The sequence below is a fragment of the Nocardiopsis sp. LDBS1602 genome, assembly GCF_035818715.1.
GTDB classification, from domain to species: Bacteria; Actinomycetota; Actinomycetes; order Streptosporangiales; family Streptosporangiaceae; genus Nocardiopsis; species Nocardiopsis alba.
In genome coordinates this window covers 154,406-168,259 of sequence record NZ_JAYLVW010000008.1, presented here as the reverse complement: position 1 = coordinate 168,259, position 13,854 = coordinate 154,406, and the positions used below count along the sequence as shown (strand labels likewise).

At 69.8% G+C, this 13,854-nt stretch carries 14 protein-coding genes; 11 read left to right on the top strand and 3 right to left on the bottom strand.

Features of this window, described 5'->3' with window-relative positions:
• Window positions 1-38 precede the first annotated feature (38 nt).
• The gene (locus tag U9J66_RS21270; protein ID WP_017535515.1) at window positions 39-1,217 is read right to left on the bottom strand and encodes an iron-containing alcohol dehydrogenase; all 1,179 of its coding nucleotides are present in this window, start codon (window positions 1,215-1,217) and stop codon (window positions 39-41) included.
• On the bottom strand, window positions 1,214-2,551 hold the full coding sequence (locus U9J66_RS21265; RefSeq protein WP_234305806.1) for an aminotransferase family protein: 1,338 nt from the start codon (window positions 2,549-2,551) through the stop codon (window positions 1,214-1,216). Before U9J66_RS21265 ends, U9J66_RS21270 begins: the two co-directional genes overlap by 4 nt.
• A 300-nt stretch (window positions 2,552-2,851) precedes the next feature.
• On the opposite strand from U9J66_RS21265, the gene U9J66_RS21260 reads away from it, so the two are divergent.
• The 6 genes from U9J66_RS21260 to U9J66_RS21235 all read left to right on the top strand — a co-directional run bounded on the left by U9J66_RS21260 (window position 2,852) and on the right by U9J66_RS21235 (window position 8,099).
• Window positions 2,852-3,574, top strand: a complete 723-nt coding sequence (locus U9J66_RS21260) for an AfsR/SARP family transcriptional regulator (protein ID WP_161111331.1) — start codon at window positions 2,852-2,854, stop codon at window positions 3,572-3,574.
• A gap of 145 nt (window positions 3,575-3,719) precedes the next feature.
• Window positions 3,720-4,115, top strand: a complete 396-nt coding sequence (locus tag U9J66_RS21255) for a YraN family protein (protein ID WP_017535518.1) — start codon at window positions 3,720-3,722, stop codon at window positions 4,113-4,115.
• Complete coding sequence (locus tag U9J66_RS21250; protein WP_017535519.1) at window positions 4,115-5,635, top strand: YifB family Mg chelatase-like AAA ATPase; 1,521 nt, start codon at window positions 4,115-4,117, stop codon at window positions 5,633-5,635. Before U9J66_RS21255 ends, U9J66_RS21250 begins: the two co-directional genes overlap by 1 nt.
• 11 nt (window positions 5,636-5,646) lie before the next feature.
• Window positions 5,647-6,798 carry a DNA-processing protein DprA gene (gene dprA, locus U9J66_RS21245; RefSeq protein ID WP_161111332.1) on the top strand — a complete coding sequence of 384 codons (1,152 nt, stop codon included), beginning with the start codon at window positions 5,647-5,649 and terminating at the stop codon, window positions 6,796-6,798.
• Between the two features lie 60 nt (window positions 6,799-6,858).
• Window positions 6,859-7,218, top strand: a complete 360-nt coding sequence (locus U9J66_RS21240; protein ID WP_326338481.1) for a RidA family protein — start codon at window positions 6,859-6,861, stop codon at window positions 7,216-7,218.
• On the top strand, window positions 7,215-8,099 hold the full coding sequence (locus U9J66_RS21235) for a tyrosine recombinase XerC (protein ID WP_014911445.1): 885 nt from the start codon (window positions 7,215-7,217) through the stop codon (window positions 8,097-8,099). The genes U9J66_RS21240 and U9J66_RS21235 overlap by 4 nt, the downstream gene beginning before the upstream one ends.
• Before the next feature lie 126 nt (window positions 8,100-8,225).
• Here the strand turns inward: U9J66_RS21235 and U9J66_RS21230 are convergent, their stop codons facing one another.
• Window positions 8,226-8,987 (bottom strand): M23 family metallopeptidase, encoded by a 762-nt coding sequence (locus U9J66_RS21230; RefSeq protein WP_326338479.1) that lies wholly within the window; start codon window positions 8,985-8,987, stop codon window positions 8,226-8,228.
• A 339-nt stretch (window positions 8,988-9,326) separates the two neighbouring features.
• Between U9J66_RS21230 and rpsB the strand changes: the two genes are divergently transcribed.
• From rpsB to U9J66_RS21205, 5 genes are all read left to right on the top strand, one after another.
• Entirely contained in the window at window positions 9,327-10,259 is a 933-nt protein-coding gene (gene rpsB, locus U9J66_RS21225; RefSeq protein WP_014910120.1) for a 30S ribosomal protein S2, read from the top strand.
• 143 nt (window positions 10,260-10,402) lie between these two features.
• The gene (gene tsf, locus U9J66_RS21220; RefSeq protein ID WP_014908220.1) at window positions 10,403-11,239 is read left to right on the top strand and encodes a translation elongation factor Ts; all 837 of its coding nucleotides are present in this window, start codon (window positions 10,403-10,405) and stop codon (window positions 11,237-11,239) included.
• Window positions 11,240-11,413: 174 nt separating this feature from the next.
• A complete protein-coding gene (gene pyrH, locus U9J66_RS21215) occupies window positions 11,414-12,160 on the top strand; it encodes a UMP kinase (protein ID WP_014910714.1) in 747 nt (248 codons plus the stop codon).
• A gap of 84 nt (window positions 12,161-12,244) precedes the next feature.
• Window positions 12,245-12,802, top strand: coding sequence for a ribosome recycling factor (gene frr, locus U9J66_RS21210; protein WP_014909708.1), 558 nt, complete (start codon window positions 12,245-12,247; stop codon window positions 12,800-12,802).
• A 3-nt stretch (window positions 12,803-12,805) separates the two neighbouring features.
• A complete protein-coding gene (locus tag U9J66_RS21205) occupies window positions 12,806-13,741 on the top strand; it encodes a phosphatidate cytidylyltransferase (RefSeq protein ID WP_014913189.1) in 936 nt (311 codons plus the stop codon).
• The last annotated feature ends 113 nt before the right edge of the window (window positions 13,742-13,854 follow it).

The following is a 13,854-nucleotide window of genomic DNA, read 5'->3' as shown; positions in this document are numbered from 1 at the left end:
GGACGAGAGGTCCGGCCGGGCCTTCGACGTTCGTCGTATCAGGCTCCCCGGAAGAGGGCGGCGACCTGTGCCCGGGTGCGCGGCCGCAGCGGCTCCGACCAGGCCCGCCACGTCCGTTCGGTCAGTTCGTCGGCGTCGAGGTCCAGGTCGAGCTCCTCGATGTCGGTCGGGAAGCCCCAACCGCGCAACAGTTCCACCAGGGCGTCGGCGACCTCGGTCGGGGTCGGCGACCCCACGAGGCCCAGCGCACGACCGCCCAGGTCGGCCAGCCTCCCCGCGTCCCCGGCGAGCTTGTCGCCGTCCACGACCAGTCGCGCCCAACGGGTCAACAGGACCCCCAGGGCCGGACCCTTGCGCAGACCCAGCGCCGTCAGGGTGTTGATCGGATACCAGACCCAGAACGAGTGCATGTGGCGTCCGATCTGGTGCACCGTGAAGGTGCTGACGGAGGCGGCCAACGCGATCGTTCCGCGCGCCTCCAGATCGTCGCCGTCCGCGACGGCCCGCTCCGCCGCGGGGAGCACGGCCCTGATCTGGCCGATCGCCACCTCGTCCGTCAGGGGCGAGACGGGCGGGTCCGAGACCATCGGCACCAGGAGCCGGGCGAGGGTCTCGACCGCCCCTTCGGCGGTCAACGCGGGCGGCAGAGAGGTGTGCAGCGTCGGGTCGACCACCGCCACCCGGGGGAAGAGCGACCAGTGGACCAGGAACCGGCGATCGGGGCCGTCGGCCAGACTGGCCTTGGCGTTGACCTCGCTGCCGGTCGCCGCGGTGGTCGGCACCGCCACCACCGGCAGACCGGGGCGGGGCGCGGGTTCGGGGAGGACGAACCCGCCGCCGGGCTCCCAACCGGTGAGCAGTCTCGGCAGCATGACGGCCGCGGCCGCCGCCTTGGCCAGGTCCAGCACGGTTCCGCCGCCGATGGCGCAGACCGCGCGGACGCCGGCCTCGCGCAGGCGGCCCGAGAGGAGTTCGGCCTCCCCGCGGGTCGGTGTGGTGGCGGCGCGACGGACGAGCACCTCGGGGGAGAGACGCTCCACCAGTGCCGCGAGCGCGGGCACGGCCTCCAGCGCGTGCTCGTCCACGACGACCGCCAAGGGGCGGCCGATCCGTTCGATCTCCAAGGGCACGTCGTTCACCCGGCCCGCGCCGAAGACGACACGGGTGGGGACCCACCAGTGGGGGTTGGGGTCGGCTCCGCCGTCGGTCGTGGTCATCGTGTCCGCACCGCCCTCAACGCCTGGCCCAATCGGGTCGCGATCTCGTCCACCTCGTCGTCGGTGACGGTCAGAGGTGGGAACAACAGAAGGGAACGCCGGCTCGGATGCACCAGGAGGCCGTTCCGCTGACACAGGTGGGCGATCATGCCGACGTCCATCGGTGAGAGCGGCGCCCGGCTCTCCGAGTCCCGCACCAGCTCCACGGCCAGCGCCAGACCCTCGCCGCGGACCTCCCCGACGATCTCCAGGTCGAGCAGGGAGTCGAGGTGTCGTCGCAAGCGGGCCCCGGCCTCGGCGGACCGCTCCACCAGCCTCTCCCGCTCCATGACCTCCAACGTGGCCAGGGCGGCGGCGCAGGCGGCCGGGTTGCCGGACTGGGTCTCCCCGTGCGACAGGTAGGCACCCGCCTCCTCGTAGGCCCGATAGACCTCCGACGGGAAGAGGGTGGCGGCGAGCGGGAGGTAGCCGCCGGTGATCCCCTTCGACATGGTGACCACGTCGGGACGGATCCCGGTGCGTTCGATCGCGAACATCGAACCGGTCCGCCCGAAGCCGGTCGCGACCTCGTCGACGATCAGGTGGGCCCCCATGCGGGCGGTGGCCTCGGCCACCTCCTTCAGGAACCCCTCCGGAGGCATGAGAACCCCGCCGGAGCAGAGGATCGGTTCGACGATGACCGCGGCGACCCGGTCGCCCTCGGTACGTTCCAGCTCGGCGAGGGCCTCGCGACAGGTCCGTTCGTCGGGGCCCAGCCCCCGTTCGGCGGCGAAGGTCTCGGGGAACGGCAGCTTCCGATGCCACCGCCGATCGACCCCGTAGGCCTCTTGGTCGACGTCCTCACCGGTGAGAGCCATGGAACCGATTCCGGTGCCATGCCAGGAATGGGTGTCGAAGGACACGACCAAACGTCGTTCGGTTTCTCCGATGATGCTCCGATAGCGGCGCAGGATTTTGACCGCGGCCTCGTTGGCGGCCGACCCCGAAGTGGAGAAGTACACCCGTTCGAAGTGGCCGGGGGCGATCGTCAGCAGCCGTCCGGCGAGCTCGCGCGCGACATCGTGGTCGAATCGGAAAAGGGTCCCGTAGGACAGGCGTCGCAACTGGTCGGTGATGGCGTCGATGATCACCGGGTGGTTCCAGCCGCAGATGACGTTCCACAGGCCGGCGGTCGCGGACAGATAGCTCCGCCCCTCCGAGTCGCTCACCCGGACCCCGTCACCGGAGACGAAGGTGGTCCCGCCCCGTTCGAACATGCCCATCGAGGTCATCGGCAGCCACAACGGCGATGGCGCCGACCCCGTGGAAACGGTGGGCCGGTCGGTAGCGTTCATCTCGCCCTCTTCCCCATCACTGCGTGCCGGCGCTCGTCCGATCATGATGGGTGCCACTTACATCCTGATTACTTCTCGGTTGCGCGAGATCTTTCGATGGATCCACCTTCGGATGAACCTTGAACGTCTCCGACTGCGATATCTGGTCATAAGACGGTTATTAGTGACAAGATGATCCCGTTCCGAAAAGGATGGAGACGCATGAGGCCTTTTCCGACAGGAGGCGACGTTATCGAGTTCGGGACTCTGGGCCCGCTCACGATAAATCGGGACGGAGTTCCGGTCACACTTCGCGCCCCCATGCTTCGCCGTCTGCTCGCCGTCCTGTTGTGCCGAAGCGGACGACCGCTCTCCTTGGACGAGTTGGCCGAGGCGCTGTGGGAGGACTCCCCGCCGGACGGGGCGCGCAGCACCCTCCAGGTCTACGTCCACCGGCTCCGAAAGGTGCTGGGCGACAGCGGTCGCGTGGTGCACAACGGGGCGGGCTACCGGATCGTCGTGGAGGCGGCCGACGTCGACGCGATGCGCTTCGAGGCCGCCATCGCCCGGGCCCGAGCGGCCCGCGGCCGAGGTGAACTGGAACGGGCCGGTGGACTGCTCGGCGAGGCCACGGCCCTGTGGCGGGGGCGCCCCTACGCGGACATCGCGGGCACCGGCATCATCGCCGGAGAGATCCGAAGACTGGAGGAGCTGAGGCTGCTGGCCGATCAGGAACGACTCGAGATCGCCCTGGATCGCGGCCGCCACGCCCAAGTGGTGCCGGAACTCACCGACCTCGCCGACGGCCACCCTTACAGGGAACGACTGCTCGCCCTGCTCATGCTCGCCCTCTACCGTTCCGGTCGCCAGGCCGACGCGCTGGAGGTCTTCCGAAGAACCCGGCTCCGGCTCTCCCAGGAACTGGGCGTGGAACCCACCAGGCTGCTGCAACGACTCCACGAGGCGATCCTGAGGGGCGACGGCCGACTCCTGCTGATCGAGGCCGATCGGCTCGACGGCCTCTGCGCGGCGAGCTCCGTGTAGTCCGACCCCGACCCCGACCCCGAACCGACCGCCGTCGACGTCCCACCGCCCCGGATCCGACGACCCCGCCGGATCCGGGGTTGTCCACAGGCGGGAAGGAGCCTCTGGTGTGAGAGGGCGCGATCACCGAACGTGGTAACGGGAGGTGGTCGCCTTGGAACGGTCGACCCGACACCGGAGCCCGGGATATCGGAACATCCTCGGACGGCGCGGCGAGGAGCTCGCCGCGCGCTACCTCGAACGGAACGGCATGCGGGTGCTCGCCCGCAACTGGCGGGCCCCGCACGGTGCCGGCGAACTCGACCTGGTGGCCAGGGACGGGTCCGTCCTGGTCGTCGTCGAGGTCAAGACACGAGGCTCACTGCGCTTCGGCCATCCGACGGAGGCCGTCACCCCGCGCAAACGGCGCCGTCTGCGCGCCCTGGGTCGGGCCTGGGCCCGAGAGCACCGTCTCCCTCCGTACCCGTCACGGGTCGACGGGGTCGGTGTCCTGCTGCTCGACGGGCGCGTGCTGCTGTTCCACGAACGGGGGCTGCGCTGATGTCGCTCTCCCGCACCCACTGTGTCACCCTGCTGGGCGTCCAGGGCCACATGGTCGAGGTCGAGGTCCACCTGGGCGGGGGCGACCCCGGCATCACCCTGGTCGGTCTGCCCGACGCCGCCCTGCGCGAGGCCCGCGACCGGATACGCGCCGCCGTCGTCAACAGCGGGGAGAACTGGCCCAGCGGCCAGATCACCATCAGTCTCTCCCCGGCCAGTCTGCCCAAGTCCGGCAGCCTCTTCGACCTGGCCATCGCCGGAGCCGTCCTGGCCGCGGCCGGAGAGGTGCCGTTGGAACGTCTCGCCGACACCGTGCTCATCGCCGAACTCGGCCTCGACGGTCGGACCCGACCGGTCCGCGGGGTGCTGCCCGCCGTGGTCTCCGCGGCCGAACAGGGGTTCACCAGGTTCGTGGTCGCGACGGGCAACGCCGCGGAGGCCCGTCTGGTGCCGGACGTGGACGTCGCCGTCGTCGAGGACCTGTCCGGGCTGTGCCTCTGGCTGCGAGGGGAACCCTGCCCGGCCCCGGAGGAGGAACACGGGGAACGGCCGCGGGAACCGGGCGAGCACGGCCCCGACCTCGCCGACGTCCTCGGACAACCGGTGGCCCGCAGGGCCGTCGAGATCGCGGCCGCCGGAGGGCACAACCTGATGATGCTCGGACCGCCGGGAACGGGGAAGAGTCTCTTGGCCGAGCGCCTGCCCTCCGTCCTGCCCCGGCTGAACCGGGCCGAGGCCCTGGAGGCCACCGCCATCCATTCGGTGGCCGGACTGCTCCCGCCCGGTAGCCCCCTGGTCACCCTCCCGCCCTTCGCGTCCCCGCACCACACCTCCAGCCGGGCCTCGATCATCGGCGGAGGCGTCGGCAACCCCGGACCGGGCTGGGTCTCCAAGGCCCACCACGGGATCCTGTTCGTGGACGAGGCGCCCCAGTTCGGCCGCGGGGTGCTCGACTCCCTGCGCGAACCCCTGGAACGCGGCGAGGTCGTCATCGCCAGGGCCTCGGCCACCGTCACCTTCCCCGCCCGCTTCCAGCTCGTCATGGCGGCCAACCCCTGCCCCTGCGCCAAGCCGGGCAATCTGTGCACCTGTCCGGCGGGGGAGCGGCGACGCTACTTCTCCCGCCTGTCCGGGCCGCTTCTGGACCGGATCGACCTCAAGGTCGAACTCCAACCGGTGTCCCGTTCCGAACTCCTCGCCGACCGGGCCTTCGCCGAATCCTCCGAGGTGGTCGCGGAACGGGTCCTCCAGGCCCGGGAACGGGCCCGGTCCCGGTTGGCGGACACCCCGTGGAGCACCAACGCCGCCATCCCCGGGGCACGGCTGCGCCGCGACTTCCCGCTGGAACCCATGGCCCTCAGGGTGCTCGGCCAGGCCATGGACCGAGGCCAGATCAGCGCTCGAGGCGTGGATCGGGCACTCCGGGTCGCCTGGACGCTGGCCGATCTGTCCGGTAGGGAACGCCCCGGGCCGGAGGAGACCGCCTACGCCTACGCCCTCTGGTCGGGCCGGGCCTGGTGAGGAGGGTGGGTATGGGAGGACACGAGGAGGAGGCCCGGGCCCGAGCCTGTCTGACCGCGGTGGTACGCCCCGGGGACCCCTGGTTGGGCGCGCTCCTGGCCGAACACGGGGCCGCCCGCGTGTGGGCGGCCCTACGGGCGAGGGAGGCGCCACCACCCCTGGAGACCGAGGAGGATCCGACCGACGAGGAACGGGCTCTCCAACGATGGCGAGGATGGGCGCACAAATCCCTCACCGTGGACGCCGACGCCCTCCTGGCCCGGTCGGCCGAGGCCGGGGTGCGGTTCGTCGCTCCGGGAGACCCCGAATGGCCGGGCCGGCTCGACGAGCGTCCCGGTGGCCGCGACTGCCACGGCCTGTGGGTACGCGGCCACGGTGACCTGCGCAATCTGTGTCTGCGCTCGGTGGGGATCGTGGGCGCACGCGCGGCCAGCCCCTACGGCGAGTACGTCGCCTCCGAACTCGCCCACGGATTGGCGGAACGCTCCTTCACGGTGGTCTCCGGAGGCGCCTACGGGATCGACGGGGCGGCGCATCGGGCGGCCATGGCCACCGGACGGACCGTCGCGGTCCTGGCCTGCGGACTCGACGTGGACTATCCGCGCGGGCACGCGGGCCTGTTCACCGAGGTGACCCGGCACGGGGCCCTGGTCAGTGAACGACCGGTCGGCCGGACACCGCGCGCCCCCGATTTCCTGATCCGCAACCGGCTCATCGCCGCGCTCACCTCGGGCACCGTGGTGGTGGAGGCGGGACGGCGCAGCGGAGCCCTCAACACCGCCGCGCACGCCGACGAACTGCACCGGGTACTGATGGCGGTGCCCGGGCCGGTGACCTCCGCGACCTCGGTGGGCTGTCACCGGCTCCTCAAGGAGGGCCGGGCCGTCTGCGTCACCGGCGTCGACGACGTGGTGGAACAGATCGCGCCGCTGGACGAGCTCTCGACGATGGGCGGGCCGCTCCCTGTCCACGCCGATCTGTCCGTCGAGACCGCGCGTGTCCTGGCCGTGGTCGGGACCAGGGGAGCGGGGACCGCGGGTGTCGCCCGGGCCAGTGGGGAGGGGCTGGAACAGACGATGCGTTCCCTGGGGCTGCTGGCCGCCGCCGGATTGGTGGAACGGTGTCCCACCGGCTGGCGTCGTCCCCCCTCGGGGCGGTCCTGACGTGGGAGGGCATGCCGATCAGGGCGGATACCGACGGGACCGTTCGGGTACGGTTCCGCTATGGCCAAACCGTACAGCGACGCCCTTACGGCCGACGGCCCCCTGCTCTTCGTCTCGGGCCAGGTCCCGGCCGGCCCCGGAGGCGAGGCTCCCGGGGGCATCGGTGAGCAGACCCGCCAGGTGTTCCGCAACATGGAGGCCGTCCTGGCCGAACACGGGGTCGACCTCTCCCATGTCGTCAAGATGACCTACTACCTGAGGCACATCAGCGACCTGGAGGAGTTCAGGGAGGCTCTCTTGGCATGCCTTCCGGAGGGCCATCTGCCCGCCGCCACGTTGGTGGAGGTCGGAGGTCTGGTCGACCCCACCTACCTGGTGGAGATCGACGCCATCGCCTCTCTGTCTCGGGACCGGGGGTGAAGGGTCCCGAAGCGCTGGAGCGCCTGGCCGCTCATCTGTCCGGTGAGCTGGGCCGATCTCCCCATACGGTCCGCGGCTACCTCGCCGACCTGCGCTCCCTCGTCGCGCATCTGGACGAGCACGGTCACGAACTCGCCGACCTCGACGTCCCCCTGATCCGCGCCTGGCTCTCCCGAGCGCGCGCCTCGGGGGCGAGCCGGTCCACGATCGCCCGCCGGGTGGCGGCCGTCCGTGCCCTCACCCGTTACCTGCATCGTGAGGGGATCCTGCCGGTCGATCCCGGGCCCCGTCTGGCCACCCCGACCCAACGGCGATCCCTGCCGACCGTCCTGGACGAGGAGCAGGCGGCCGAGGCCCTCGCGGCCGTGGACCCGGAGACCCCGGTGGAGCTGCGTCGGCACGCGATCGTCGAGCTGCTCTACGCCACCGGTATCCGGGTGGCCGAGCTGTGCGCCCTGGATCTGGCCGATCTGGACCGCACCCGCGACACCGTCCGGGTCCTGGGAAAAGGAGACAAGGAGCGCACCGTGCCGGTCGGCGGCCCGGCCCTGGACGCGGTCGAGGCCTGGACCCGACGTGGGCGCCCGCACCTCGTCGGCCACGGAAGCGCGAACGCCCTCTTCCTCGGAGCCCGCGGCGGAAGGCTCGGCGTCCGTCAGGCGCGTGAGGACGTGCACACGCACCTGCGTGAGGCCGGTCTGGACGGTGCCCCGCACGGTCTGCGGCACAGCGCGGCCACCCACCTGTTGAACGGGGGAGCAGATCTGCGCAGTGTGCAGGAGTTCCTGGGACACGCCAGCCCGCGCAGTACCCAGATCTACACACATGTGTCCGTGGACCGTCTACGCGACGCTTACAGTCAGGCCCACCCCCGCGCCTAGGCGAACGATGGGGTGACATGGATCCCATTTATCCGGCGGGAGAGACCGAACGGCTTTCGGGAACTCGTGGACCTTCTCGATACCGAATGGTGTTCGCCTTCGATTTCGCTTTCGCGCCTTTCTTGCTCATGTGAGCGGGGCTCGGGTGGGTTGCTCATTTGAGCATCTCGGGATTCTTCGACTTCCGACTTCTTCTCCGGAATGGAAAGAGGAAGCGGAGGCGGATCCGGAAGACGACGGTGAGGATCGCCGAGCCCACGGCGATCGGGGGGCCACGGAGATCCGCTCACGGACCCGGTCACGAGTTCCCCCACGGTTCTCGGTCCTCCGGCCACGGCCGAGGGCGGTGCCCTCCCCGGAGGGCGCCCCGGGGCCCCGACCCGGTGGACCGAGCGGGAGGAGACGGATCTCTCCGCGGCCCAGGAGGGAGAGCGGGTCCAGGTAGGTGTCGCCCCGGAGCAGGCCCCAGTGCAGACAGGGGCGGTCGTGGCAGTGGAACGGCTCTTCGGACAGGGTGCCGATCGGATCGGGGCCGACCGGATCACCACGGGCCACGGACGCGTCCACCGGCAGATAGGTGGTGCGCACGTCGCCGTGGGCGACGCTGACCACGCCGACCCCGGCCACCGGGCCGGCGAAGTGGACCCTCCCGGGCGCGGCCGCGTACACCTCCTGACCGGGCTCGGCGGCCAGGTCCACCCCCAGATGCCCCGGCAGCCAACGTTGTTCGGGCGGGTCGAAGCCGCGCAGTACCGACACCGGCTCCTTCAAGGGCCAACGCCGACCCGTCTCGTCGACCGGGGAGGCCAGGGCGGTTCGAGTGGGGAAAAAGGGGAAGAGCAGGAGCGAGAGGAACAGCGGAAGTGCCCAGAAGCGGGGGTGGCTCATGCATCCAGAGTGCGTTCGCCGGTCGGGTTCCGCCAGAGCCTCCCGGCGCCTGTGGAAAACCCGACGGCCACCGCCGAGGAGCGTCCGCGCCTCTCCCCTCGCGCCCCAGGTCGCCGCTTGATCTCCCCGCGAAGGCGCACGTTCCCGGTCGTGCTCCGCGGAGGATAGAATCTTTTCCGGCCCTGTCGGGTCGACCCACAATACGCGCGCCCACCCGCCTCCCTCGGGAGGGTCCGTGCCTACGGTCCGCGCCACCTCGTGTGGTGTGGCGGCATGGACGGGGCGTCAGGAACAACCGAAGGCGGGACTCGCTCCCGCCACCGCAAGGAGGACCAGGTCATGGCCACAGTCGTGACGATCCGCCAGCTCCTCGAGAGCGGCGTCCACTTCGGGCACCAGACCCGTCGCTGGAACCCGAAGATGAAGCGCTTCATCTTCACCGAGCGCAACGGCATCTACATCATCGACCTTCAGAAGTCGCTGGCGTACATCGACCGCGCCTACGAGTTCGTCAAGCAGACGGTCGCCCACGGTGGCACCATCCTGTTCGTCGGCACGAAGAAGCAGGCGCAGGAGGCCATCGACGAGCAGGCCCGCCGTGTCGGGATGCCCTTCGTCAACCAGCGCTGGCTGGGCGGCATGCTCACCAACTTCTCCACCGTTCACAAGCGGCTCCAGCGCCTCAAGGAGCTGGAGGAGATCGACTTCGACGACGTCGCCGGTTCCTCCCTCACCAAGAAGGAACTGCTGAACCTTCGCCGTGAGAAGGACAAGCTGGAGCGCACCCTCGGTGGTATCCGCGACATGTCCCGCGTGCCCAGCGCCGTGTGGATCGTGGACACCAAGAAGGAGCACATCGCGATCAGCGAGGCTCGCAAGCTGAACATCCCGGTCGTCGCCATCCTCGACACCAACTGTGACCCGGACGAGGTCGACTACCCGATCCCGGGTAACGACGACGCCATCCGCAGCGTCAGCCTGCTCACCCGCGTCGTCGCCGACGCCGTCGCCGACGGTCTGATGGTCCGTTCCGGTGCCTCCGGCGCGACCGAGGAGAAGGCCGCCGAGGAGCCCCTGGCCGAGTGGGAGCGCGAGCTCCTCGAGGGCAAGACCGAGGGTGTCGAGGCCACCGAGGCCGCCGCCGAGCAGGCCCCGGCCGAGACCCCCACCGTGGCCCCGGCCGACGAGGTCGCCGCCGAGGCTCCGGCCGAGGTCACCTCGGAGGACTCCCCCGCGGACGCCCCCGAGCAGGCCCCGAAGGCCGCCGAGTAGCAGGCGGCCCGTCGCCGCTCCCCGGTGACTCGATGTTCGAGCGCCGCCTCGCCCCTGATGGGCGGGGCGGCCCGCTCGGCCTTCGCCCGGGACGCTCCACCTTCCAGAACAGACTTCACTTTCGAGGGAATCCGAGAACAGTCATGGCGAACTTCACCGCCGCGGACGTCAAGAAGCTGCGCGACATGACCGGCGCCGGCATGATGGACTGCAAGAAGGCTCTGACCGAGGCCGACGGCGACTTCGACCAGGCCGTCGAGGCTCTGCGCATCAAGGGCGCCAAGTCCGTCGACAAGCGCGCGGACCGCACCGCCGCCCAGGGCACCGTCGTCCTTCGCCGTCAGAGCGAGGGCAAGGCCACCCTGATCGAGCTCAACTGCGAGACCGACTTCGTCGCCAAGAACGCCCAGTTCATCGAGCTGGCCGAGCAGGTCGCCGACTTCGTCGCCGCCCAGGACAGCGAGGACCTGGCCACGGTCGCCGCCGCCGAGATCGAGCCGGGCAAGAGCCTCCAGGCCTACATCGAGGGCAAGAGCGCCATCATCGGCGAGAAGCTCGAGTTCCGTCGTCTGGCCAAGTTCGACGGCGTCTACGTCGCCGACTACCTGCACAAGTCCGACCCGGACCTGCCCCCGACCATGGGCGTCCTGGTCGAGCTGGACAAGGTCGACGAGGCCACCGGCAAGGACCTCGCCCAGCAGATCGCGGCTCTGGCTCCGAAGTACATCGACAAGAACGACGTCCCCGAGGACGTCGTCGCCAACGAGCGTCGCATCGCCGAGGAGACCACCCGCGAGGAGGGCAAGCCCGAGCAGGCGATCCCCAAGATCGTGGAAGGCCGTCTCAACGGTTACTTCAAGGAGGTCACCCTCCTCGGACAGCCGTTCGTCAAGGAGAACAAGAAGACGGTCCAGAAGGTCGTCGACGAGGCCGGCGTGACCGTCAAGCGCTTCGTCCGCTTCAAGGTCGGCCAGGCCTAGGGGTTTTGACATGATGGAAGTGCCGGGGAGACCATTCTCCCCGGCACTTTCGGTGGATAGGGGCGGGTTCGGCGTGCTGTGCGCCCCGAACCCTCCACAGCAGGAGCACTCGGGGGACCCTGTGCCGCTCGGGGACAACAAGGGAGGCCGCAGGCCGTGTCGGAGAACGAAGCCATGACCACCGCACCCGCCATGCACGATTCCGGATGGAAACGTGTCATGCTCAAGCTCTCCGGGGAGGCGTTCGCCGGAGGCGGCGGTCTGGGCATCGAACCCGAGGTCGTCCAGTACGTGGCGGAGTCCATCGCCGAGGCGGTCTCCGAGGGCATCCAGGTCGCCGTGGTGGTCGGCGGCGGCAACATGTTCCGCGGCGCGCAGCTCACCGAGGGCGGCATCGAGCGCGGCCGCGCGGACTACATGGGCATGCTCGGCACCGTCATCAACTGCCTCGCCCTCCAGGACTTCCTCGAGCGCCTCGGCGTGGACACCCGCGTCCAGACCGCGATCCACATGAGCCAGGTCGCCGAGGCCTACATTCCGCGACGGGCCGTCCGCCACCTGGAGAAGGGCCGTGTGGTCATCTTCGGCGCCGGTCTCGGCGCGCCCTTCTTCTCCACGGACACCACCGCCGCCCAGCGCGCGCTGGAGATCGGCGCCCAGGCGGTCCTCAAGGGAACCCAGGTCGACGGCGTCTACGACTCCGACCCGCAGCGCAACCCGGACGCGGTCAAGTTCGACAAGCTCAACTACAACGAGGTCCTCACCCGCGGCCTCAAGGTGATGGACGCCACCGCCGTCAGCCTGTGCATGGACAACGGCCTGCCGATCGTCGTCTTCGACCTGATGAGCCAGGGGAACATCCTGCGCGCCGTCCGTGGTGAGAAGATCGGAACCATCGTCGGTCCGGCCTCCGAGGCCTGAGGCGGTCGTTCCGCCCGCGCGGAGGTACCTCGGACCACGTACCCAAGCCACGAACACCCAGTCGAGAATCCGGGAGCGCCCACAATGATCGAAGAAACCCTCCTTGAGGCCGAGGAGAAGATGGAGAAGGCCGTGACCGTGGCGAAGGAGGACTTCGCGACGATCCGCACCGGTCGCCCCACCCCGGCCACCTTCAACAAGATCACCGTCGACTACTACGGTGCCCGTACGCCGATCAACCAGCTGGCCTCCTTCTCGGTCCCCGAGCCGCGCATGGTCGTCATCTCGCCGTTCGACGTCAACTCGCGTACCGAGATCATCAACGCGATCCGCAACAGCGACCTGGGCGTCAACCCGTCCGACGACGGACAGGTCATCCGGGTCATCTTCCCGGAGCTGTCCGAGGAGCGTCGCAAGGAGTACGTGAAGGTCGCGCGGACCAAGGGCGAGGACGGCAAGGTCTCCATCCGCAACGTCCGCCGTCGGGCCAAGGACGCCTTCGAAAAGGCGGTCAAGGCCGGTGAGCTGGGCGAGGACGAGGCGCACCGTGCCCAGACCGAACTGGACGAGCTCGCGCAGAAGTACGTCGCCTCCATCGACGAGCTGCTCAAGCACAAGGAAGCGGAACTTCTCGAGGTTTAGCCGGTGACCCACCCTTCCCACGGCTCCGGAGGCGATGACCCCTCGCCGGAGCACAGACCCGACGACAGTCCTACTTCCGAGACGGACACGGCCGCCGGGCAGCGCTTCGTGCTGCACAAGCCGGGGGGTGAGCCGGTCAAGACCGGTCGCAACCTCCCGGTGGCCATCGCCAGCGGGTGCGTCCTCGGCGCGCTCGTCTTCTTCTCGATCTTTCCCAAGCCACAGCTGTTCACGATCATCACCTCGCTCGGGGTGTTGATCGGTCTGCGTGAACTCAACCGCGCCTTCGGGGGCAAGGGCATGACCCTCGCCGTGATCCCGTTGGCCGTGGGCGGTGTGGCGATGCAGGCCGGAGCCTACTTCGGTGGGGCCGACTGGCTGGTCGGCATCACGGCACTGACCGCGATCATCTGTCTGGCCTGGCGGTTGAGGGGCGGGGCCGAGGGGTTCGTCGCCGACGCGGCGGCGAACCTGTTCACCCTGGTCTATCTGCCGTTCCTGTTGGCCACGTGGATGCTGCTGATCGCGCATCCGGAGGACGGCCAGCAGCGACTGGTGGTGTTCATCGTGGTGACGATCTCCAGCGATATCGGTGGTTACTTCGCCGGGATCCTGTTGGGCCGGCACAAGATGGCCCCGGTGATCAGCCCGAACAAGACCTGGGAGGGTTTCGGCGGCTCGGTCGTGGGTTGTGCGGTGGCGGGCGCGTTGTGCGTGACCCTGCTGTTGGACGGCCCCTGGTGGGTCGGCGTGATCCTGGGACTGGCCGTGGTGCTGGCGGCCACGGTCGGCGATCTCATCGAATCCCTGTTCAAGCGTGATCTGGGCGTCAAGGACATGGGCCGTTTCATGCCGGGCCACGGCGGTCTGATGGACCGCATCGACTCGCTGCTCATCGCGGGTCCCGTGGTCTGGATCGTGCTCAGCCTGCTGCTCTAGGACAGGGCCTTACGACGAGGGCCTCGGCCCGCGTGACCCCCCGTAGGGCGGGGCCGCGCGGACCGGGGCCCTCGTCGTTCCGTACGGATCGGCCGGGGCGCGCGGGCGGGGGT